Origin of the sequence: Bacillus sp. NMCC4 (assembly GCF_002998555.1) — a bacterium.
GTDB lineage: Bacteria > Bacillota > Bacilli > Bacillales > Bacillaceae > Bacillus.
The window spans coordinates 49715-72276 of sequence record NZ_PVRA01000002.1 but is presented as its reverse complement, the minus strand read 5'-3'; the positions used below and the strand labels follow the sequence as shown (position 1 = coordinate 72276).

At 40.9% G+C, this 22562-nt stretch carries 24 protein-coding genes and 3 riboswitches; of the genes, 7 read left to right on the top strand and 17 right to left on the bottom strand.

The genetic code is table 11. From position 1 onward, the window contains the following. Window positions 1–5 precede the first annotated feature (5 nt). The 4 genes from queE to C6Y02_RS04595 form a co-directional block, all read right to left on the bottom strand. A complete protein-coding gene (queE, locus tag C6Y02_RS04610; RefSeq protein ID WP_034662862.1) occupies window positions 6–737 on the bottom strand; it encodes a 7-carboxy-7-deazaguanine synthase QueE in 732 nt (243 codons plus the stop codon). Then, entirely contained in the window at window positions 730–1170 is a 441-nt protein-coding gene (queD, locus tag C6Y02_RS04605; RefSeq protein ID WP_060596123.1) for a 6-carboxytetrahydropterin synthase QueD, read from the bottom strand. Before queD ends, queE begins: the two co-directional genes overlap by 8 nt. Further along, window positions 1171–1827, bottom strand: a complete 657-nt coding sequence (gene queC / locus C6Y02_RS04600; protein ID WP_024424683.1) for a 7-cyano-7-deazaguanine synthase QueC — start codon at window positions 1825–1827, stop codon at window positions 1171–1173. It abuts the gene before it with no gap. A gap of 158 nt (window positions 1828–1985) precedes the next feature. After that, a riboswitch (PreQ1 riboswitch) is annotated at window positions 1986–2030 on the bottom strand. Window positions 2031–2102: 72 nt separating this feature from the next. Beyond that, window positions 2103–3146 (bottom strand): YkvI family membrane protein, encoded by a 1044-nt coding sequence (locus C6Y02_RS04595; RefSeq protein ID WP_066030976.1) that lies wholly within the window; start codon window positions 3144–3146, stop codon window positions 2103–2105. 243 nt (window positions 3147–3389) lie between these two features. On the opposite strand from C6Y02_RS04595, the gene C6Y02_RS04590 reads away from it, so the two are divergent. The 3 genes from C6Y02_RS04590 to motB all read left to right on the top strand — a co-directional run bounded on the left by C6Y02_RS04590 (window position 3390) and on the right by motB (window position 7419). Further along, window positions 3390–5492, top strand: a complete 2103-nt coding sequence (locus C6Y02_RS04590; protein WP_106030763.1) for an ATP-dependent Clp protease ATP-binding subunit — start codon at window positions 3390–3392, stop codon at window positions 5490–5492. 375 nt (window positions 5493–5867) lie between these two features. Next, window positions 5868–6662 carry a flagellar motor stator protein MotA gene (gene motA, locus C6Y02_RS04585; protein ID WP_034662877.1) on the top strand — a complete coding sequence of 265 codons (795 nt, stop codon included), beginning with the start codon at window positions 5868–5870 and terminating at the stop codon, window positions 6660–6662. Beyond that, window positions 6655–7419: a flagellar motor protein MotB gene (motB, locus tag C6Y02_RS04580; RefSeq protein ID WP_060596120.1), complete on the top strand. Its 765-nt coding sequence runs from the start codon at window positions 6655–6657 to the stop codon at window positions 7417–7419. Before motA ends, motB begins: the two co-directional genes overlap by 8 nt. 29 nt (window positions 7420–7448) lie before the next feature. Here the strand turns inward: motB and mhqR are convergent, their stop codons facing one another. After that, window positions 7449–7904, bottom strand: coding sequence for a MarR family transcriptional regulator MhqR (gene mhqR / locus C6Y02_RS04575; RefSeq protein ID WP_034662884.1), 456 nt, complete (start codon window positions 7902–7904; stop codon window positions 7449–7451). 204 nt (window positions 7905–8108) lie between these two features. Here mhqR and kinD point away from each other — a divergent pair, with 204 nt between their 5' ends. Further along, complete coding sequence (kinD, locus tag C6Y02_RS04570) at window positions 8109–9614, top strand: sporulation kinase KinD (protein ID WP_066030978.1); 1506 nt, start codon at window positions 8109–8111, stop codon at window positions 9612–9614. Between the two features lie 46 nt (window positions 9615–9660). On the opposite strand, the gene C6Y02_RS04565 is transcribed toward kinD, so the two are convergent. The 6 genes from C6Y02_RS04565 to C6Y02_RS04540 form a co-directional block, all read right to left on the bottom strand. Beyond that, entirely contained in the window at window positions 9661–9903 is a 243-nt protein-coding gene (locus C6Y02_RS04565) for an aspartyl-phosphate phosphatase Spo0E family protein (protein ID WP_034662891.1), read from the bottom strand. 301 nt (window positions 9904–10204) lie between these two features. Beyond that, on the bottom strand, window positions 10205–10735 hold the full coding sequence (locus C6Y02_RS04560) for a 1,2-dihydroxy-3-keto-5-methylthiopentene dioxygenase (protein WP_060596118.1): 531 nt from the start codon (window positions 10733–10735) through the stop codon (window positions 10205–10207). Window positions 10736–10751: 16 nt separating this feature from the next. Then, entirely contained in the window at window positions 10752–11390 is a 639-nt protein-coding gene (locus C6Y02_RS04555; RefSeq protein WP_060596117.1) for a methylthioribulose 1-phosphate dehydratase, read from the bottom strand. Next, complete coding sequence (locus C6Y02_RS04550; protein ID WP_106030762.1) at window positions 11354–12049, bottom strand: 2-hydroxy-3-keto-5-methylthiopentenyl-1-phosphate phosphatase; 696 nt, start codon at window positions 12047–12049, stop codon at window positions 11354–11356. The genes C6Y02_RS04555 and C6Y02_RS04550 overlap by 37 nt, the downstream gene beginning before the upstream one ends. Next, the gene (mtnW, locus tag C6Y02_RS04545; protein ID WP_189318245.1) at window positions 12050–13300 is read right to left on the bottom strand and encodes a 2,3-diketo-5-methylthiopentyl-1-phosphate enolase; all 1251 of its coding nucleotides are present in this window, start codon (window positions 13298–13300) and stop codon (window positions 12050–12052) included. A gap of 73 nt (window positions 13301–13373) precedes the next feature. After that, window positions 13374–13475: riboswitch (SAM riboswitch) on the bottom strand. A 44-nt stretch (window positions 13476–13519) separates the two neighbouring features. After that, window positions 13520–14710 (bottom strand): pyridoxal phosphate-dependent aminotransferase, encoded by a 1191-nt coding sequence (locus tag C6Y02_RS04540; protein ID WP_106030761.1) that lies wholly within the window; start codon window positions 14708–14710, stop codon window positions 13520–13522. Between the two features lie 163 nt (window positions 14711–14873). Continuing rightward, a riboswitch (SAM riboswitch) is annotated at window positions 14874–15032 on the top strand. Between the two features lie 79 nt (window positions 15033–15111). Here C6Y02_RS04540 and mtnK point away from each other — a divergent pair. Together mtnK and mtnA are read left to right on the top strand one after the other, a co-directional pair. Beyond that, window positions 15112–16305: an S-methyl-5-thioribose kinase gene (gene mtnK, locus C6Y02_RS04535; RefSeq protein WP_060596113.1), complete on the top strand. Its 1194-nt coding sequence runs from the start codon at window positions 15112–15114 to the stop codon at window positions 16303–16305. 6 nt (window positions 16306–16311) lie between these two features. After that, window positions 16312–17373, top strand: a complete 1062-nt coding sequence (mtnA, locus tag C6Y02_RS04530) for an S-methyl-5-thioribose-1-phosphate isomerase (protein ID WP_060596112.1) — start codon at window positions 16312–16314, stop codon at window positions 17371–17373. 25 nt (window positions 17374–17398) lie between these two features. On the opposite strand, the gene C6Y02_RS19590 is transcribed toward mtnA, so the two are convergent. From C6Y02_RS19590 to C6Y02_RS04520, 3 genes are all read right to left on the bottom strand, one after another. After that, on the bottom strand, window positions 17399–17533 hold the full coding sequence (locus C6Y02_RS19590) for a hypothetical protein (protein WP_258182057.1): 135 nt from the start codon (window positions 17531–17533) through the stop codon (window positions 17399–17401). A 91-nt stretch (window positions 17534–17624) separates the two neighbouring features. Beyond that, window positions 17625–18116: a methylated-DNA--[protein]-cysteine S-methyltransferase gene (locus C6Y02_RS04525; protein ID WP_066030983.1), complete on the bottom strand. Its 492-nt coding sequence runs from the start codon at window positions 18114–18116 to the stop codon at window positions 17625–17627. A 1-nt stretch (window position 18117) separates the two neighbouring features. After that, window positions 18118–20313 carry a PAS domain-containing sensor histidine kinase gene (locus C6Y02_RS04520; RefSeq protein ID WP_060596110.1) on the bottom strand — a complete coding sequence of 732 codons (2196 nt, stop codon included), beginning with the start codon at window positions 20311–20313 and terminating at the stop codon, window positions 18118–18120. Between the two features lie 293 nt (window positions 20314–20606). On the opposite strand from C6Y02_RS04520, the gene C6Y02_RS04515 reads away from it, so the two are divergent. Beyond that, window positions 20607–21626, top strand: a complete 1020-nt coding sequence (locus C6Y02_RS04515; protein WP_106030760.1) for an acyltransferase family protein — start codon at window positions 20607–20609, stop codon at window positions 21624–21626. Window positions 21627–21653: 27 nt separating this feature from the next. On the opposite strand, the gene C6Y02_RS04510 is transcribed toward C6Y02_RS04515, so the two are convergent. From C6Y02_RS04510 to C6Y02_RS04505, 3 genes are read right to left on the bottom strand one after another with little or no spacing between them, the layout of a single operon-like run. Next, window positions 21654–21836, bottom strand: coding sequence for a hypothetical protein (locus C6Y02_RS04510; protein ID WP_034662925.1), 183 nt, complete (start codon window positions 21834–21836; stop codon window positions 21654–21656). Beyond that, window positions 21829–21993, bottom strand: coding sequence for a hypothetical protein (locus C6Y02_RS19285; protein ID WP_012009727.1), 165 nt, complete (start codon window positions 21991–21993; stop codon window positions 21829–21831). The genes C6Y02_RS04510 and C6Y02_RS19285 overlap by 8 nt, the downstream gene beginning before the upstream one ends. A gap of 6 nt (window positions 21994–21999) precedes the next feature. After that, window positions 22000–22518: a DUF421 domain-containing protein gene (locus C6Y02_RS04505; protein ID WP_034662926.1), complete on the bottom strand. Its 519-nt coding sequence runs from the start codon at window positions 22516–22518 to the stop codon at window positions 22000–22002. Between the last annotated feature and the right edge of the window lie 44 nt (window positions 22519–22562).

The following is a 22562-nucleotide window of genomic DNA, read 5'->3' as shown; positions in this document are numbered from 1 at the left end:
CCTTTCTATACGCCTCGTTTATTTCCCCACAATAATGTGTGCAGCTGCGGCAGCACTCTTACGCGATTTAAGTCTGGATCTTGCGCTACTTGATCGACAAGCGCTTCATATCTCTTTAATAAATGCGTCAATAAGTACGCATCATCACCTGTCGTCGTGTCATCATTTCCTACCTGCAGATAAAAAGGAAGCTCTGGATATTTCGCATGAACATCCTTTGCATAGGCTAGATCATGATCGTCAAAGATCACGACCTTCAGGCTTGCATGCTGCAATCTATTTCCGCTTTTCAGCTCATCTATGATTCGTGTTAGTTTCGTAAAATCTGTTTTCATATTTGAGCTTGGCGGCTTCGGAGAAATGGTTAAATCATCGATTTTCAAAAACCAGTCCTGATACATCGTCCCTTGTGTTTCAAGCGCTGTATCAATTCCTTCTTCGTGCAGCAAATCAATAAGTGATTCCATTTGTTTTAAAAGCGCAGGGTTCCCCCCTGAAATGGTGACATGAGAAAAAGCCTGTCCGCCTATTCTTTTTAATTCTTTGACAATGTCTTCTGCGTGAAGCCACTGAATGTCATGCTTCGCTGAGCCATCCCATGTAAAGGCGGAATCACACCAGCTGCAAGAGTAGTCACAGCCAGCTGTTCTGACAAACATGGTTTTTTGTCCAATGACCATCCCTTCTCCTTGAATGGTCGGACCAAAGATTTCTAATACAGGAATCGCTTTAGCCATTGTTTTCAACTCGTTTCGGCCGGTAAATGCAGTAGCTTGTTGGAGTCTCCCTCACAAAGACCTGAACACATACCGGTTTGTTCGCTAAAGTCGATAAATACGCTGCTACTTTGTCATGGACTGTCTTTGCCACAACCTCTGTAGTAGGCATCGCGTATGGATCGGTTGACGAGAACTCTTCATGATCATTAAGCAGTGTGTGATCATACTGACCATGAATGAGCTTCTTCAATGTACTGAAATTGACAAGGAAACCCGATTCATCTAGCTCGTCTCCCGCAATGGTTATATTGATGGTGTACGTATGACCATGTACGCGGCTACAAGCACCTGCATCTTCTCTTGGGATGAAATGGGCAGCCGATACATGCATATCTTTGTTCAATTCAAATGAGTATGGATGATTCGTTTGTGGATAGATTTGAGAAAGCACTTATTTTGCCTCCTTCATTTCCATATAAGTGTCATAGCCATTTTTCCGAAGCTTACACGCAGGACATTCCCCGCAGCCATCAGAAATGATGCCATTATAGCAAGTGAGCGTTTCATTTTTTACAAAATCCAGCGCATTCAGCTCATCCGCAAGCTTCCATGTTTCTGCTTTATTGAGCCACATGAGTGGTGTATGGATCACAAATGGTTTTTCCATCGCCAAATTCACTGTGACATTACAAGACTTTACAAACTCGTCACGGCAATCTGGATAGCCGCTAAAGTCTGTTTCACATACACCGGTGATAATATGTCTTGCTCCGATTTGATACGCAAGAATAGAAGCGAAGGATAAGAACACTAAGTTTCGTCCTGGTACAAATGTGGAAGGCAGCTCTCCTTCTTTTTCCTCAATGTCAATGTCATCTCTTGTTAAAGCATTTGGTGCAAGCTGATTCAAAAGAGACATATCTAATAGATGATTCTTCACACCTAACTTGTCAGCAATTCTTTTGGCGACATCAATTTCTTCTTGATGACGCTGATTATAATGAAAGGTCACGGTTTCTACCTCTTCGAATTGTTGAAGTGCCCATAATAAACATGTCGTACTGTCTTGTCCCCCGCTAAAGACAACGACTGCTTTTTCATTTTTCATTTTCTGTTCTCCTCCTTTTGCAGATCTATACAATCGTACAAAGCTGCATCTGAAAGGCTCTTGAAAACCCCTATTTTCTCAAAAGAAAAGACACCTTTACAAGTGTATGAGGTGTCCCAGCCATAAAAAATAAAAAATGCCACATCCAAGGATACGGCAAGTCCTTAGTTTTTTATAGAGGGTTTTGCTAGAACCTCTCCCGTTTTACACGGATTTTTGTTCAATTTTCACAGAGGATAGTGTACCACATATTTTTCATGCAGGCTATCCCTTCTTTACTTATCAAGAGATGCAGGCACTTTTTTTAGACAAAGAAAGAGGATAAAAAAGATGCTCACATAGCCAAAAATAGGATAAACCGTTGATATCAATGTTCCGTAACCGATTTTACTAATCACATAGCAGCATAAGAGAATAAGGGATATTGTCATGACACTGTTCATTCGTATATACGCCCTCACTTGTCTCTCGAGTCCATATAAATTGCCTATGACGGATGTAAAGACTTCGCCGAAGATCACAAATAAATAAATGAGGTGAATGGAGTTTGCTACTTGATACACTACCTGAGCCATTGGAATATCAAACGCCTCCAGCATATTTAATGAAGAAAGAGATAAAAAGCATGCCAGTAAAATAAGGGTCAGCATGACGCCCCCAAGCACAGCTCCCTTTTTAATCACCGCTTCAGAGGTCATTTCATTTGCGACGGGCACTAACACTGCTTGAGAAAGTGCTAAATTAAAAGCTCCATATGAGATAGCTGATAAAATCCACTCTCCCTCACCCATTTGAAGCGCAAGAACATAACTTTCACTACTGCTAAAAACGAATGAATCAAGAAATACGATCAATGAAAAGAAAATAAGCATTGGGACGACGAGAACATTGACACCAAATAATCCTTTTGAACCTTTCAAAAGCACAATGACGCTCAGAATGATCGTCAAAAAGATTCCATATTCCTTTGATATGCCAAGCTGCTCTTCAAAAATAGCCCCTGCGCCAGAAATCATCACTGAAGTGACGCCTAGTAAAATAAAAAACATGACGACATTAATATACCTGCTTGCAGCTGTGCCAAATAGAAACCGGTTCATATCTTGATAAGACTCTGCTTCAATTCGTTTAGAAATGAGCATCATTTTTGCACCAAGTCCAGTAAAAATAGCGCCGCTAATCAAGATTCCGAATAGTCCAATCCAGCCAAAACGAACAAAAAATTCTACGATTTCTTTTCCTGTCGCAAACCCAGCTCCAACCACTGTTCCTACATATAAAAAGGCAAGCTGAAAAGCGGATTCATTTGAACGTTTCATGTGACCCCTCCGCACCCATCACTTTCGATTGTCTTTTTTTATCCTATGAGACGAGTTCCTTGAAAAGAAGGACAAACCATGATTAAATGCAAAAAAGGATTTTCAACTGCCTTTGAGCAAAACAGTTGAAAGTCAAAATAGGTCAGAGTATACTATAGTCAAAGATGGTCAAACAACAGACCATTTTCTTTAACATTCATTGGTCAAATAAAGTCAAACTTTATTTTAAGGAGGTTATGGCAAATGCGTTGTCAACATTGTCAAGTAAATGAAGCAACTATTCGCCTGAATATGCAAGTGAATTCGTCCCGGAGCCAAATGGTTTTATGTGAAGACTGCTACACCTCTTTGATGGAGCAATCAAAAATGAAAATGGGACCTCAATTGTTCGGGGGAAGCTCATTCTTCTCTGAGCAAGCAGGACATGCACAAAGCGTAGAGCAGCCAAAGCAAAAAGGCTTACTCGATGAACTTGGCCGGAATTTAACAGATGGCGCAAATGCTGGTTTAATTGATCCAGTCATCGGCCGTGATGAAGAAGTCGCAAGAGTCATTGAAATTTTAAATAGAAGAAATAAAAATAACCCTGTTCTGATTGGTGAACCAGGTGTTGGGAAAACAGCGATCGCTGAAGGACTCGCACTGAAAATTGCAAGTGGCGATGTACCAAATAAATTAAAGAACAAACAAATCTATTTATTAGATGTCTCCTCCCTTGTAGCGAATACAGGGATACGTGGTCAATTTGAGGAAAGAATGAAGCAGTTAATTAAAGAGCTGCAAAGCCGTAAAAATATTATCTTATTTGTAGATGAAATCCATCTTCTTGTAGGCGCAGGATCTGCCGAAGGGTCAATGGATGCTGGAAACATCTTAAAACCAGCCCTTGCACGAGGCGAGCTTCAGCTAGTAGGTGCGACGACATTAAAAGAATATCGTCAAATTGAAAAAGATGCCGCCCTTGAACGACGCTTCCAGCCCGTCATTGTGGATGAGCCAACACAAGATGAAGCGATCGAGATTTTAAAAGGCATTCAAGATAAGTACGAAAGTTATCATGGCGTCACTTATTCAGACGAAGCTATTCAAGCGTGTGTTCAATTATCTTCCCGGTATATTCAAGACCGTCATTTGCCGGATAAAGCCATTGATTTAATGGATGAAGCAGGTTCAAAAGCGAACCTCTCCATTGATGCAGCAAGTGAAGATGAACTAACGAATCGTCTGACAGAAATTGCTGCTGAAAAACAAGCTGCTTTAAAAGAAGAACAATACGAAAAAGCAGCGAAGCTTCGAGATGAAGAAGAAGCCATTGAAGCAAGACTTCAAAACAAAACAAATGACAAAGAACATGTCGTCACAGCAGAAGCCATTCAAGCCATTGTGGAACAAAAAACAGGCATCCCTGTCGGCAAACTGCAAGCAGACGAACAAACCAAAATGAAAGAAATTGACGTCCGCTTAAAAGCACGGGTGATTGGTCAGGAACATGCGGTTGAAAAAGTGGCGAAAGCTGTGAAAAGAAGCAGAGCCGGCTTAAAATCGAAACATAGACCAACAGGCTCCTTCCTATTCGTTGGACCAACAGGTGTCGGGAAAACCGAATTGTCAAAAACGCTAGCTGAAGAATTATTCGGTTCAAGAGATGCGATCATCCGTTTAGATATGAGTGAGTACATGGAGAAACACTCAGTATCCAAGCTCATTGGTTCTCCTCCTGGTTATGTTGGACATGATGAAGCGGGTCAACTGACGGAAAAAGTGCGCAGAAAACCATACAGCATCATTTTGCTGGATGAAATCGAAAAAGCACATCCTAATGTGCAGCATATGTTCCTTCAAATCATGGAAGATGGCCGGTTAACAGACAGCCAAGGCAGAACCGTCAGCTTTAAAGATACAGTCATCATCATGACAAGTAACGCAGGCAGCACAGATAAAACGGTCAAAGTCGGCTTCCAGTCTGATCAGGAAGAAGCGATTGAGGAACAATCACTCATTGATTCACTCAGCGCCTATTTCAAGCCAGAATTCTTGAACCGTTTTGACAGCATCATTCAGTTTGACTCATTAGATAGAGATGATTTAGTGAAGATTGTGGATCTTCTGCTCAATGAGCTGTCAGAGCAATTAAAAGAGCAACATTTAACAGTCCATGTGACAAAAGAAGCGAAAGAAAAAATTGCAGAACTTGGATATCACCCTGCATTTGGTGCTCGTCCACTGCGAAGAACCATTCAAGAGCATGTTGAAGATCAAATGACGGAAATATTGCTTGAAGAAGAAAAGCTTTCAGGATTTACTGTAGATGTTGAAGATGACGAAATTGTAGTAAAAAAAGGATAAGTACATCCTAAGAAGGATCTACAGCTCCATCATGTTGCGGTGTCTAAGTTCCATCCGCACGCCGACGCCCCCTCCGCCTCTTTTCCTTTACGATAAAAGAAAAAGAGGTGGATCACATGATGAATTGGAGCTATGATCTTGTCAAAATTATGTATGAAGAAAAATTAAAAGAGCTGCTTTTAAATGAAACTGCTCAAAGAAATTAAAAAGAAACTCCCTTTATATCAGAGGGAGCTTCTTTTTTAAGGTATTAGAAAGCGCTTTCGTCAAAATTTCTTCACAGAAACTGCCTTAATTTTATATTCTGACTAAAACCCTTCTAGAAGACACCGATATTAACTATAGAAAAAGATAGTTAAAGGATTTGGTGAGATAATGGACAAAACATCGTTAATTGGTATTATTTTAGCATTTATTGCACTGAGTGTCGGTATGGTTTTGAAAGGTGTGAGTCTAACCGCTCTTATCAACCCAGCGGCTATATTGATCATTGTTGTTGGGACGATTGCAGCTGTTGTCATCGCATTCCCATCTAGTGAAATTAAGAAAACACCAAAATTGTTCGGCAAAATTTTCAAAGACAACCAGCTTCCAACGATTCAAGAAATGATCCCTCTTTTTTCAAACTGGGCACAAATTGCGCGTCGTGAAGGTCTTTTGGCATTAGAAGCTAGCATTGAGGAAGTAGATGACGATTTCCTTAAGAACGGCTTAAGCATGGCGGTTGACGGTCAGAGTGCAGAATTTATTCGCGACGTCTTAACAGAAGAGGTTGACGCCATGTCTGAAAGACATCAGTCAGGCGCATTAATCTTTACGCAAGCAGGTACATACGCTCCGACGCTTGGTGTACTTGGCGCCGTTGTCGGACTTATTGCCGCACTTGCAAACATGGGAGATATTGAAGCACTTGGACATGCAATCAGTGCAGCCTTCGTTGCCACACTGCTTGGGATTTTTACCGGGTATGTGTTATGGCATCCATTTGCCAACAAGCTGAAGCGTAAATCAAAGGAAGAAGTAAAACTTCGTCTGATTATGATCGAAGGGATCCTTTCTGTTCTTGAAGGTCAATCTCCAAAAGTGATTGAACAAAAACTTCTCATGTACTTACCAGCGAAAGAACGTGCAAATCTTGTCATTGAAGAAGGAGAAAAACAAAATGGCTAGGAAACGTAAAAAACATGATCACGATGACCATGTAGATGAATCTTGGCTGATCCCTTATGCCGATCTTCTGACGCTTCTACTCGCTCTCTTCATTGTGCTATTTGCATCTAGTTCGATTGATGCGGCAAAATACGAACAGATGGCAAAGTCTTTTAATGTCGTCTTTACGGGTGGTACTGGTGTCATGGATCAAACCAGCATGCAAAGCACTGAAGAAACTGAAAATAGCAACCAGACCAAGAAAGCAGCCGAAGAAGATGAAGAAGCCAAAGCGAAAGCTCGAGACCATGCCGTTCTCACAAAGGTCAAAAAGCAAGTGGATTCCTTCATTGCCAATAAGAAACTTGGAGCTAAGCTCGAAACAAAGCTCACGGACGAAGGTTTGCTCATTACGATAGAAGACAGTATCTTCTTTGATTCTGGCCGGGCGGTTATTCGCCCTCAAGATGTCCCGTTAGCAAAGGAAATCTCAAAACTACTTGTCATAAACCCCGCTCGTGACATCGTCATTAGCGGACATACTGATAATGTACCGATCAGAAATTCAGAATTTGAATCCAACTGGTATTTAAGTGCCATTCGTGCTGTAAACTTTTTGAGTATTCTTCTTGAGAACAGCAATTTAGACCAAGAGAACTTTAGTACAAAAGGTTTCGGTGAATTCAAGCCGGTTGCTTCAAACGATACAGCAGAAGGCAGAAGTAAAAACCGACGCGTAGAAGTACTCATTTTACCGATTGAGAAAAAAGCGAAATAAAAAAGGAAGCCCTCGGCTTCCTTTTCTATTTATTCTGTATGATCATATAAATGCTTTGCACGCAGTCCCACATGTTTGAGCATATCAATGCAGGCATCCTTCTCTTCTTCGCTAAGGACACTAATCATCTCATGAATTTCTTTCGCATGATCTGGGAAGATATCATCAAGCAAAGCTCGTCCCTGCTTGGTAATATGCGCAAATGTCACCCTGCGGTCTTCTGCACAGGCCCTACGACTGAGGAGTTCTTTCTTCTCCAATTTATCGACCACATACGTGATGCTGCCGCTTGCAAGTAAAATCTTATCACCGATTTGCTGAAGAGGCTGATCCCCTTTATGATACAGTAATTCTAATACTGCAAATTCAGTCGGATTCAGCCCGTGCTTCACAATATGTTTGTTCATGTGATGATTAATTGAGCGATAGGCACGTGATAATACAATAAATAATTTCAAAGATTTCTCAACATTATGATTTTCCATTTTTTATCATCCTTTATGAAATGCAACCCACTAATGTGACATTAATAAACAATAAGTAAAATGTCAACATCTTGATCCATCTTTAGCATGAAAATGAGACCAGAACGAATCACCTAATTTTTTAAAAATCACACAAGTCATCGTAATAAAGATAGGTTCAATGCTATAATAAGTCTATTAGGTAATACGTTGGAGCGATGAATGATGAGTATACTGAAAGGGTTTTGGAAGAAGATCAGGCTGTACCTTATTTTGGTCATGATTCCAACCCTAATCATTAGTTATTTTATCTACGAAAAAGAAACGGAAAAAATCGACTTAAAAAACAAACAAACTGCTACACTTATGTTAAATATTCACAAAAACCAAATGAATTATTTAATTAGTGAAACAGAAGCGAGATTAACTTCACTTGCCATGGGATTTGACCAGCCTCTTGAGACAAAAAAAGTACAAAACATCCTAGAGAAAATCTATAAACAAGAACCTCGTTTTTCAGGTCTGTATCTCCTAGACAAAAAAGGAAATGTATCAGTAAGCACCACACCGTTAAAGGAAAAAATCAACCTGTCATTTAGAGATTACTTTAAGCGCATTCAAGTGACCAAGCAGACGGTGATCACAGATAACTATGTGAGCCGAATTACAAAACAGCGGATTCTCTCCATTTGCGTGCCTGTGCTAGATGAAAATGAAGAAGTCACCAATGTGCTAGTCGCCGCCATTCAAATTGATTATTTAAGAAATATTATGAATGTATTGAACCCTGATCTTCATTTTAAGATGCTGAATCAAAATGGACATGTGGTGTTTACAAGTGGTCCGCAGCCAGCATCAGAAAATGGCAGCACCGTGTCTACATATTTAGATGAAAACAGCTGGAAGCTGGAGGTCTTTCCGCAGCGCGCGTCTACAGGTGAAGTGCTGTCTGTTATGCTGATCCCTTTATCCAGTGCTTTTATTTTATTAAATATTTTATTCACACTTGTTCAATATATCATTTTAAGGCGTCAAACCCAGCAGGAGCGTCACCAAAATGAAGCGCAAAAGCTTGAATTAATCGGAACCCTCGCAGCAAGTACGGCACACGAAATTCGCAACCCATTAACAGGGATCAGCGGATTTATACAGCTTTTGCAAAAGAAGTATCATTCAGAAGAAGATCAGCTCTATTTTTCTGTCATTGAAGAAGAAATTAAACGAATCAACCAAATCGTCAGTGAGTTTCTTGTATTAGGGAAACCAACGGCAGAAAAATGGCAGAATAACTCTGTAAAAGAAATTGTAAGTGAGATCATGCCGATCGTTTTCTCTGAGGCGAACCTTTATAATGTTGAGGTTGATTTGCAAATTAATACGATTCAAGATGTTGGGGTATATTGCACAAAGGATCACATTAAACAAGTCGTATTAAATGTAGCGAAGAACTCGTTAGAAGCGATGCCAAATGGCGGTCATTTGAAGATTTTGATTGAGGCTGAAACAGAACATGTCATCATTAAAGTGAAAGATACGGGTGAAGGCATACCAGAAGAAATGTTAAAGCATATCTTCCTTCCTTTTATTACGTCGAAGGAAAAAGGTACAGGTCTTGGGCTTGTCGTGTGTAAACGAATTATTTCGATGTATGGCGGGACAATTGATATTCAAAGCGAAGTGAATAAAGGAACAACCGTCATGATCATGCTTCCTTCTGCTCACTCAGCATAGTTGAAACATTCAGCCGGTTTTGCTTAGGCAAGACCGGTTTTTCATGTCAATAAGAAGGGCGGTTCACAGATAGAAGACTCATTTGAGATACAAGATCATGAAAGGAGGGGGCAGATTGTTTCTCATGAAAAAGGAGATACTGATACTCATTCATCAGGTTGTCTAGTTCTTGACTATATTTAATTGTCGTCTCACCAGTGTAGCCTTCCGCTTGAGCAGCTTCTACCATCTGTTTTCTCTTCTCATCAATGGACATCAGCAATTGTTCTTTCCTTACATAAATATTCATGATCTCAGCTCCCGCAATGAATTCGACTGTCTATGCTCAAAATGATCCGACACCAAAATTATACTTTATTTGTAAATTAAATTAAATATGCTTATTTTATTTAATTTTTTACAGCCTAAAGACCTCTTACCCAATCTAATTTGGGGGTAAACTTCAAATTTGGACAGGACTGACACATGGATTAAACAGAATTTTATCCTATGCAGAAGATCAAAATCAACTATTTTCTTTCTCATTTTATGCCTATTTTCCTAAAAAAAAGCTGATCATCCGCCTCATGCGGAATGATCAGCTCCTGTCATTAAACCGTTTCTTCCTCGTAAATTGGCACCCAGCCCTCAGTTGTGACAAATATGCGAACTGCGACCACTTTGCGATCCTCTTGAAGTGTAAAGTAGTGGCGAATATGTGGCGGGACAGAAATTAAATCGCCTGGATTCAGTCTCACATCAAAAAAGACGCCATCCTTACCCTGAATGGCAAAGATTCCATGCCCGCTTACAATAAAACGTACTTCGTCATCTGTATGATGATGCTCACGCTTAAAATTTTGGAGCAGCTCATCTAGATTTGGTGTGGCGTCAGATAATGAAATCACATCCTGCGCTTTGTACCCTCGTTTTTCAGATATACGCTGGATTTCCTTTTGAAAAACAGTCAAAATCTCTTCCTTTTCCTCATCTGTTAAATCATACTTTTCTGATAACCGGTTTGGCAGCTTTGCAATATCCCAATGTTCATAAATGACCCCTTGCTTTTCTAAATATGCTGCTACCTCTTGCTCGTTTTCAAGTAATGTGTTTTCTTCGTTATGAATCAAAATCGTCGCCATGTGCTTTTCCTCCTTTTTATCTGACAAGCTGCTTTTGATAAAGCGTTAATTTTAAGTGGTAGCTAAATAAAAATTCATACGCCTCTAATACTCGTTTTGCTTCAAAGGCTGTTTTTCCCCAGACAGTGATGCCGTGATTTCGAATGAGCACCGCACCTGATTCTGACTCTTCAGTGAGATGCTTTGCAAATTGTGCTGCAAGATGCGGAATATGGGCTGGATTTTCAATAATCGGTATCGACACTTCTGCATCCTCTTCCCAGTAACCAAGCGCCTTGATGATTTCGTTTCCTTTCAAACGAACCTCGCCCTTACCCCCATACAGCTCAGACATCACATTATTATCGATTGTATGGACATGGAGGCAGCAACCTGCTTTCGTCCGCTCATACACGTATGTGTGAAGCAGTGTTTCGGCTGATGGTCTAAGCTGTTCGTTCGGATCATCAGGCTTGCCTGCTGCGTTCACTAAAACAAAATCTTCATCCGTTTCTTTTCGTTTATCTTTACCGCTTGCCGTCACCAAAAACGTGATTGGATCATCCGACACCTTGATCGATAAATTGCCGCTTGTTCCGTAAAACCAGTCTCTTTGTGCCAGTTCACGTTTGACGTCTGCTAGCTCCTGCCAGCGCTTGCTCTTTGCGTCTGCCATTCCTTCACTTCCTTTATTTGTTCAAATTGCGCTTTAAGATCAATAAATGTTTCATACTCTTGATATACAAGCCCAAGCTCCTTACATTCATTCAGCAAGTAGTCGCGCGCAAATGTGAGATCCGCATGCTTTGCCGCCTCCACATCGGTGACTGAATCTCCGATCATGATGATGAAGTCCTTCTCATGGGTCAGCTCTCGAATGATTGACGGCTTGCAGCATCCGCAGCCATTTTGACATTGCGAATCGCAGACATGCGGCCATTCAATCTGAATATGATCTTCCCCAAATGAGGCATGATTGCAATAAATATTGTCTCTGCCCACAATGCCCTCGAGTATGGGATAGACAAAAAAGTCCATCCCGCCGCTTAGCACATAGAAAGGAATATCAGCCTTTTTCACATAATCAACAAATTGCCTGAATCCTTCTCGAATCTCTGTATCTTCTAAAATAAACGACTGAATAGCTTCTTTTTGATCACTCGTCAGTAATTGAAACATCTGCCCGACGCCTTCTTGAATGGTGATCTCCTTTGTGAGAACATCATCCTTCAGCTTCGTCCATTCACTTGGTGCAAAGTGTTTCATGATGCGAATGATATTATCATTTTTTGTAATTGTTCCATCAAAATCACAACATACAATTGGTTTTTTCATTTATTCTGCTACCCTTCCCCATAGTTCAAGTGCTGCTTTTAAGTCTTGGCAAGAAGCTGCCTTCTCTTGGATCGACTCTCCATGTATCACCGCATCAATGATCGATCGAAATGCTTTCCCTCCACCGATGGCTCCACGCGGATGTCCGTGAATTCCTCCACCAGCATTAATCACATGATCGAGTCCAAAATCTTTAATCAATACTGGAACCATTCCAGGATGAATGCCTGCTGACGGGACTGGGAACGTTTTTTGAACCAAATCCTCTTTTACACAAGCTTCATAGATTCCAAAGGCATCTTTTTTCGGAAGTGCAACCGACCCATAAGGTGAGGGAAAAAGACTCAAATCAGCGCCAGCATATCGATTTAATTTACCTAAAAGAAGAGAATGCGAAAATCCATATTCAGGCGATGATGTCAAAGCGCCGCTTACTGCGGGATGGGCCATAATAGGCAATGGAATATCTGGATCCTCAGCTAAGCTTTGCATGACATCTAGTCCGTAGGCAAAGACATTGAATAAGAGTGCATCCGCTCCGAGTTCAGCTGCCTTTCTTGCTCGATCCTTCAGTTCAAAGGTTCTGCCTGTTAAATTAACGGCATATAACGTTCGGTGCCCTGTCTCTTCATATGTTTCTTTTAATATCTTTTTTCCTTCTTTGATTCGTTCTTCAAAAGGGGCTAGCGGGCTCTCAAATAAAATTTCATCGTCTTTGATAAAGTCAACGCCGCCTAATGCTTGTAAACGGAGCTGCTCTTTTAAATCCGCCATATCACGGCCAATGACACCTTTAAAAATACTCATCAACAACGGACGATCAAACACGCCTAATTTTTTGCGTATGCCATCAATTCCAAATACCGGTCCTGGCAGGCTTCTTTTAAATCTATCCGAGAATTGTATGTCGACTAGCTTCACTTTTCCATCAAGTGAAAGCTTTCCAAAGATCGTCGTCAAAACGGCCGGTATATCAGCTGAAAAGTTAGCCTCAGGATAAGCAATGGTCACCTCAGATTGATATACGCCATTTTCGGCTGAAGCAACCTTTTCTGATACTTTTTCTACCCGCCCTTTATGTTTTTGAAGCTGCTCCTTTTTGAGCTGCGGCAAATCTGTCCATGATCCCACTGTTAAACCAAGTGCGATCTGCTCCGCTTTTCGGTTCACTTGTTCATCCTCTCGATATGTTAATACGTATGTTGCCAGTAATTCACTCACTAGGAATCCCCTTTCAATTTCGTCATGCATATGGTCAATAAAAAACCTCTTCAAGTGCTTTGTCAGCGCCTTAAAGAGGTTGTGTTTCGTGTCATTCATCCGAATCTTATCTCTCAGCGCTTGCTGCAAGAATTAGCACCGTGCTTCATGGAAGTCGGTTGCCGGGCTTCATTGGGCTAGTCCCTCTGCCTACTCTTGATAAGAATATTCAATTTTCTTAAATATTGTCTGAATTATCGCACCATTTTTTTATGTTGTCAATGGCTTATTTTCAAACAGATTCAAGGCAGCGATACGCCGAGCGGCTTCTTGTAACCGCTCCTCACTTGTTAAAAGCCCAACTCTCACATACCCTTCACCGTGAGTACCAAACCCATTCCCCGGAGCCACAACAACATGTGCTTTCTCTAATAATACGTCAGAAAAAGATTCAGATGTATATCCTTCTGGCACCTTTAGCCAAGCAAAAAATGACCCCTTTGGTGCTGTGACCTCCCAGCCAATCTCCTTGCATGCAGCGATCCACACATTTCGCCTATTTTCATATCGATCATTTTGCACCTGTACGCACGTTTGGTCGCTTAATAGGGCTTCCGCTGCTGCATCTTGAGTTGCTTTAAACAGTGAAACAAACAGATGATCCTGATAAAGCTCGATCGCTTCAATAACAGATGGGTTTCCTGCTGCAAAACCTACTCTCCAGCCGGCCATATTATACGTTTTAGATAATGTGTAAATTTCAATACCCGTCTCTTTCGCTCCATCTGTTTGCAAAAAGCTGATCGGCTTTTTCCCATCAAACCCAATGCCGCCATAGGCAAAATCATGGACAACACAGAGTTTGTGATCTTTCGCAAACGTAACGGTTTCTTCAAAAAATGCACGACTTGCCGTGGCACCTGTCGGATTGTTAGGATAATTTAAATACATCAACTTTGCTTTTTTCTTATCATTCTCAGGCAATCGATCATAGTCAGGTAAAAAATCATTTTGTTCAAGAAGCGGCATCGTCACCATCTGAGCTCCAGCAAGCACGGCACCTGACCAATAATCAGGGTAACCAGGGTCTGGGACAAGGAGTGTATCTCCAGGATTCAGCAGGCATTGCGGCAGCTCAACAAGTCCCGCTTTTCCGCCAAATAAAATCGCAATCTCCTTCATCGGATCAAGCGTGACACCATATTCTCTTTCATAAAAGGCGGCGGCAGCCTTTTTTAATTTCGCTGTTCCGCGGAATGACGAGTATTGATGATTTTCAGGTTTTAATACCGCTTCCTGCATGGCTTTTACAATATGCGAAGGGGTTGGCTGATCAGGATTTCCCTGCCCTAAATTAATGATATCTGCCCCTTCCTGCACCTTTTTCTGCACCTTTAGGACAAGAGACGCAAAAAATTGTTTCGGTAATTGTTTCAATACATCTGATTGCTGGAATTCCATTTCTTCACCTTCTATTCAAGTTACGTAACAATACAAACACTGTAATGGATTGTTTTATGAATTGTAAAGCAATTTTGAAAAAAGATTGACATGTGAAGCGCAGCTCTGATAATATCTTGAATTAAGAAATGCAAACAGGCACGAAACAATTACATATTGATTTCTCTTATCGAGAGTTGGGCGAGGGATTTGGCCTTTTGACCCCAACAGCAACCGACCGTAAATACCACTGTGAAGTGGGGCGCAGCAAGTAAGCGCCAAGACAATTGTCTTATAGGGCACGGTGCTAATTCCATCAGACGTATGTGCTGAGAGATAAGAGAGGCTTTGAGCATACACGCCATCAAGCCTCTTTCTCTCAGGAGAAAGAGGCTTTTTTATATGATTTGGAGGGATAGCAATTGGTTACACTTACGGCATCATATGAAGAATTAACAGAAAGCTCGGCAGTTGCACTCGCAATTAGACTTGGCTTGATCCAAGAAAGCAGTCATTTGACATGTACGGAAATCGGTGACGGGAATTTAAATTACGTCTTTCATATTTTTGATCACAAACAAGAAAAAGGATTGATCATCAAACAGGCCCTGCCCTATGCCAAGGTGGTCGGAGAGAGCTGGCCGCTTACATTAGACCGTGCGAGAATTGAAAGTGCTGCCCTGATCAAGCAGTCAGAATATACGCCGCACCTTGTACCTGCAGTCTATTATTCAGATACAGCTCTTGCTGTGACGGCAATGGAGGATCTATCACACCTGGAAATCGTCAGAAAAGGGCTAATTGCCGGAAAACAATATCCGCATTTATCCGATCATGTAGGAGAATTTTTAGGAAAAACACTTTTTTACACTTCTGACTTTGCCACAAATCCTAAAATCAAAAAACAATTTGTGAAGCAATTTACGAATCCGGACCTTTGTGACATTACTGAAAAACTCGTCTTCACAGATCCTTTCTTTGATAGCGGCACAAATGATTTCGAAGAAGAATTAAGAGAAGCTGCCGAAGCGCTTTGGGCAGATCTTGAAGTGCAGGCCAAAGCAGCCGAACTGAAGCGTATTTTCCTGACATCTGCTGAAACACTCGTTCATGGAGATCTTCATACAGGCAGTATTTTTGCAAATGAGACGGAAACAAAAATCATTGATCCAGAATTCGCCTTTTACGGTCCCTTTGGATTCGATATTGGCCACTTTATCGCTAACCTGTTCCTGAATGCTTTGTCTCGTGAGAATGAACACGATCAGCAGCACCTTTTTGACCATGTCATCAATGTATGGACGACATTCAAAGAAGTGTTCGCAAAAGCTTGGAAAGAAGACAGCATTGAAGCATTTAGTGTATCTGACAGTTTTTTAGCAACAACCTTTGACCGTATTTTAAAAGAAGCGGCAGGCTTTGCGGGCTGTGAGCTTGTCCGCCGAACAATCGGCCTTGCTCATGCCGCTGATCTCGATGCGATTCCATCACCATCTAGAAGGATTCAGCAGAAAAAAGCAGCACTAACGCTCGGAAAAACAATGATCAAACAATATCATGCAGTGGAAGCAGCGTCTGACCTCGTCGCATTATTCCATCAATCTGTAAAGGAGTGACGGGTTTTGTCTAAAGAATTTGAAGTCCCCCGTTCTGTCGAATGGGAAGAAAACCATATTAACATTTTGAATCAGCAAAAATTACCGGCCGAAACTGAGTTTGAGCATTTATATACAAAAGAAGACGTGTATGATGCCATTGTCACGTTAAAAGTGCGGGGAGCACCTGCCATTGGCATTACAGCAGCTTTTGGACTGGCGCTCAGTGCCCAAGACATTGAGACAGAAGAAATTGATGTTTTTAAACAAGAAGTCATTCAGATAAAAGAATATTTAAACAGTGCTCGTCCAACCGCTGTGAATTTAGCCTGGGCTTTAGAGCGATTATTGCAGCGCATTGAGCGTGCAGCTTCGGTCAATGCAGCCAAAACAGACCTTGTCCATGAAGCCATTCAAATTCAAATTGAAGATGAAGAAACATGCAGACAAATCGGTCAAAATGCACTCCAGCTCTTTAAATCGGGTGATCGTATTATGACCATTTGCAATGCAGGCTCCATCGCCACAAGCCGGTACGGAACAGCCCTTGCTCCATTTTATTTAGCCAAAAAGAAAAATCTCGATCTTCACATTTATGCCTGTGAAACACGCCCTGTTCTTCAAGGGGCTAGGCTGACAACATGGGAACTCATGCAAGGCGGCGTAGATGTGACGCTCATCACAGATAACATGGCAGCCCATACGATGAAAGAAAAGAAAATTTCTGCTGTCATTGTCGGAGCTGATCGTATTGCCCGTAATGGAGATACGGCGAATAAGATTGGAACGTTAAGTCTCGCCATTTTAGCTAAGCATTTTCAAATTCCGTTTTTTATAGCTGCACCGCTTTCCACCTTTGATGTATCAACCCAAGACGGGGCAGATATTCCAATTGAAGAGCGCGATCCGCTGGAAGTAAAGGAATTAAACGGCGTCCAAATTGCACCGCCTGATGTTCAGGTATTCAATCCCGCCTTTGATGTCACTCCTCACCATCTCATTTCAGGTATCATTACAGAGAAAGGGATTATCACATCGAACTATACAGAAGAGATTGATACTCTGTTCGCTGAAAACATCTCACTCTGATCATAAAAAAAGCGCCGTGTACTTATTATTTAAGAGCACCGCGCTTTTTTATTTCACTCGTTTTTGCTAAGATTTCTTTTTTCTGTTCTTCTGTCAAAACGTTCATTTTGACACATAGTGATGTGACGGCATACATTTTATTTTTTTTGCCCCAAAACATTCCCTAGCGCCCTCCTTTTTCCCTCAACCAACTTTTTTAGCTTAATAAAAGGATATGTCGCTTGACAAACATTTGGAACAGGTCAATCGATTTATTTTTGAACAAATGGGATACCTTCTAATTCTAGCAGGACCGCTTTCATGTCTGTTTTTGTTCCTGCATAGCCCGTCAGAGAGCGGTCTTTTCCAATCACTCTGTGACAGGGAATAAAAATAGGTAATGCATTGCGTCTGTTCGCTTGTCCAATCGCTCTTACAGCTTTTGGGTTGCCAATCGCTTCTGCAATGTCTGCATAGCTTTTTGATTCACCATATGGAATAGTCGAAAGTGCTTCCCACACCTGCTCTTGAAACGGAGATCCCTTTTGCTTGAGCGGGAGATCGAATACTTGGCGCTCTCCCTTGAAATATTCATCTAGCTGCTTTTTCGCTTCTTGTAATACAGGCGTTTCTTCTTCTTTTAGATCGGCTTTCTGCTTTTTTACTAAAAATGGCTCATCATCAAACATCACCTCGATGATGGCATCGTCTTTTTCTAGTATGTATAATGCCCCAATTGGTGCGTGATAGACGGTATAATACACGTTAGTGCTCTCCTTCTTGTTTCTTCTGCCTCAGTGGAAGCGTGAGATGGAAGACGGTTCCTACCCCTTCCTCACTTTCTACCTCAATCGTTCCTTGATGCTCTTCAATAATTTTATAACTAACCATTAAGCCAAGTCCAGTTCCTCTTTCTTTTGTCGTATAAAATGGTTCCCCTAGACGCTTGAGCTTGTCCTCTGCCATTCCGCAGCCTTCATCCCGCAGTGAAATGACAATATGCTCTTCGCCCTTCCGCTGAATGCTCACATAGACATTTCCTTTTCTCGGCATGACTTCAATTGCATTTTTTAAAATGTTAATAAAGACCTGTTTTAATTGGTTTTGTTCACAATAAATGAGCGGAATCTCATCCAACACATTGAGATGCATTTGAACGTTGCCGAGGTTCGCCTGTGCGTGCAAAAGATCCATCGTGTCTTTCATAATTTGCACCACATTTTTTTCTTCATATACGATGGCTTGCGGTTTCGCTAAAATCAAAAATTCGGTGATGATGGATTCAATTCTTTTCAGCTCAGATGTGATGACATTGAAATAGAGCGAATACTCCCCTTCTATATTCCCTTTTAACAGCTGAATGAAGCCTTTTAATGCTGTCATCGGGTTTCTAATTTCATGCGCAATTCCAGCGGCAAGCTCTCCCACCACATGAAGGGTATCTGATTTTCTCACCCGCTCTTCTAATTCCTTCCGCTCTGTCACATCTCTAAAGATCGCCAAATTCATATTATGAATAATGTTGCGTTTAAAAGAGAATTCCAATATACGCTGATCTGGATGGTTCAGCACAAACGGAACTTCATTGTCCATTTCATCTAACGACATCGCCTGAGCAGGCTGTGCCAAATGTTCAATTTGATAAGGCGCAAGGATATGGAAAAGGTTCATTTCCGTTAAATGATCGTCTTTCAATCCGAGCAGCTCGCTTGCGGATGGATTGACTTCGATAATGCGGTACTGGTTATCAAAAAGAACAATGCCGTCCATTGATCCATTAAATACTTTACGGAATTTGAGCTCACTTTCGCGCAGCTCCTCTTCCATTCTTTTTCGATCACTCACATTACGTAAAATGGTTAAGTGCTGTCCTTCTAATACCGCATGCTTTGATGTAAACTCGAGCTCTTTAAACTGACCATTTGCCATTCTGAACAACAGCTCTTCCCTTATTTCATGATTCCGAATATAACGTCTTCTAGTCGGCCTATATCTCTGATCAGATTTCACGAGAAAGTCTGTGAGTTTCTTGCCAATCAGTGAGTGCATAGGCAATTCAAAAATTCGGCAGGCTGATTCATTGGCTCTCACAATCTCTCCATCATCTGCCCATATGATGATCGCATCCATTGCATTTTCGAAAATTTCTCTAAAGCGTTCCTCACTTTTTAACAGCTTTTCTTCCATTAACCTTTTTTCTGTAATATCCCGCATGATGGACATATAAAAACCGCTCATGACATTTGATGTAATGGTGAGCTCGAATAATTTTTGCTGGCCAGATTGAAGGGTAACGGGAAGCTCTCCCTTGGCTTTCCCTGTTTCTTTAAGCGACGTTAAAAGGTGCTGCAAGGCTGGAAGATTTTCATCTTCGACAAATTCATTTAAATAACGATCGGTTAAATCGGTCTTTTGCAGCTCAAAGCTCTGACAAAAAGAGTGATTGGCGTCGATCATGCAGCCATCCTGATCAAAAATGACCATCCCGTCAATGGCTCGGTCAAACAAATCTTTGAACAGCTGCTCATTCATGGAGCGTTCTCGTTCTAGTATTTTCTTTGAGGAAATATCTCGCATGACCACGATATATTGCTGATTCACGACGTCATGCTCTGCGACAAATTCAATGTATTTTGTTTCCCCGTTTTCAAGCTGAATGGAGATTTCTCTTCTTAACTTTCCTTTTCGAAAAAATAAATCAAGGGAGCATTCAATTTTGTCTTTCGGGATGCCGTATAGGAAATCTAGAACGGATTTATTGAGGAGGTCTTCTTTCGATGTCTGTACAAGCCTGCATGTCGCTTCGTTGGCTTGGATAATATTGAGGTGCTGATCAAATATGAAAATGGCATCTAACGTCTTATTTAACAGCCTCTTTTGCTGCATCAACTCTGTTCGCAAATATTCGTTCTCTTTTTCTAATTTTCTGATATCTTCTGCGCCATCGAGCGTTTCAGTCATTCTCTTACACTCCTTTTCCAGCCTCATTCCTCTACAATATTTCTACAATATTTTCATTGTTCCTTCATTCGACTCATAAAAAAAAATAACTTTTTACACGAAGACTGTCTCATTTATTTCATTTGGATGACAGGATCGAACTGCGATTCTCTTTTCTTACGCTTCTTTTACAACCGTTCTACAATTTCACATCAAATAGCGAAATGAGCCAAAATGTATTTTAAAATGGGGCAAATACGGGAACAGTGCACATAGAACATTTATGTTTGAAATCAAGCAGGAAAGGTGATGTTATGGCATCTTCACGAGATAGTTATTTTGATAATGCGAAATTTCTTCTGATTTTTCTAGTTGTTTTTGGTCATTTGTTACGATCATTCATTCATGATAATGATTGGATGCTCTATTTATACAAGTTTATTTATACTTTTCATATGCCCGCCTTTATCTTGGTTTCCGGCTTCTTTGCAAAAGGCTTTAGAAAGCCAGGTTTTATGAAAAAAGTCGCCGTTAAGCTGATCATCCCATATTTAATTTTTCAGGTGATCTATTCAGTTTACTATTATCTCTTGCAGGATCAAAGCATGGCCAATTTAAATCCAATTGATCCGCAATGGTCTTTATGGTTTTTAATTAGTTTATTTTTTTGGAATTTGCTGCTCATTCCTTTTTCTAAACTTCCGTTTCACTGGGCGATGATCGTCAGTTTGTCGATTGCGTTACTTGTCGGTTACGTGGACAGCATCAGCAATACGCTCAGCTTATCGCGTACGTTTGTGTTTTTGCCGATGTTTTTAGCTGGCTTCTATTTAAAAAAGCAGCATTTTGAATTCATCCGTACAAGCAAAGGAAAGCTGGCAGCACTTCTTGTATTAATGGCTGTATTCTTATTTTGCTATTTCTATGAATTTGATTATTCCTTCTTATTTGGATCACAGTCATATGCTTCTCTTGGAGATGAGGGATTGATTGCGGCAATGAAACGAATGGCATGGTACATGCTTGCATTTGGCGCTACATTCAGCTTCTTTGCATTAGTGCCAACACGCCGTTTCTTCTTTACAAAATGGGGCACAAGAACGTTATATGTGTATTTACTACATGGCTTTGTGATCAAGCTGCTTAGAACGACTTTGTTTGACGACTGGGCCCTGAATGCAGCAAGTGTACTGATGTTATTGCTGCTGACCATTCTGTTAACCTTTACCCTGTCTAGCACCTTTGTTAAAAACGTTGCACAGCCAGTGATTGAGCTCAAAATGAACAATCTTTTGCGTACAATCACCGGCAGGCAAGGCAGTTATATCAAATAAAAAACGATCCCGCGAGGATCGTTTTTTCTATTTTTCATCCATGTGTCCATTGTGACATTCAGCATCTTTCTTAGGTTTTACAAGAGTATCAATCCATTTGCTGCTGTTGATATCTCCAAGCTCACTGCCAAATTCCTCTTCTAAGATATCTGGGTCCATTGGCCTCTTATGGTCTTTCATGTCCTTGCTCTTCACATGCTTTTTAGTCACGAGATCCTCCCCCTTGTTTCCCTTTGTGAGAATTTCGGTTTGCCTGACGATCTCTTGATTGTTCATCAAATTGGGTTTGTCCTTGATCATGTGCCATGCTTTCTGTCGGTGTCATATTATTTGTCAGTGCTTCATTTTTCGCTGCTTTTCTTTTCATCTGAAATCAGTCCTTTTTTAACATATTTAGTTCTTCTCTTAATTGGTCTAGGAGTTCCTTCATTTGTTTGACCGTCACGGGCTTTTCTTCTGGCTTTAACTCATAGCCAATTTGTCCATTGGCTTCTAGGGTGGCTTTTTTGAGACAGCTGATGTCTGTGATGCCTTGCTGCTTTAAGCGCATTTTGAATTCATCCCTTGTGAGCCTCGTTTTCTTCAGCTTGTGATCAAGCATTTCTCCATCCTGCAAAATGACCACAGATTTCCCTGAAACCAATTTTTCAAAGAAATCAGATTGGATAGACAATTTTTCCATGATGACGAGTGCAATGATAAATGTAGCAGCGGCATAAATCGTTTCAAGTAAATTGTGCTCAATAAAGGGTTGGATAATAATCGATCCGATTGAAATCATGATCACTGTTTGTTGAACAGTTAATTGACTAATGGATTTAGGCCCTGCTATTCTCAGCAGCAAGGTACCAACTAGCAGCATGACAATTGCTTTCCATATTACATCCAGCACGTCTCGTTCACCTCTTACCTATAGATTGCGAACATCTCGCGTGA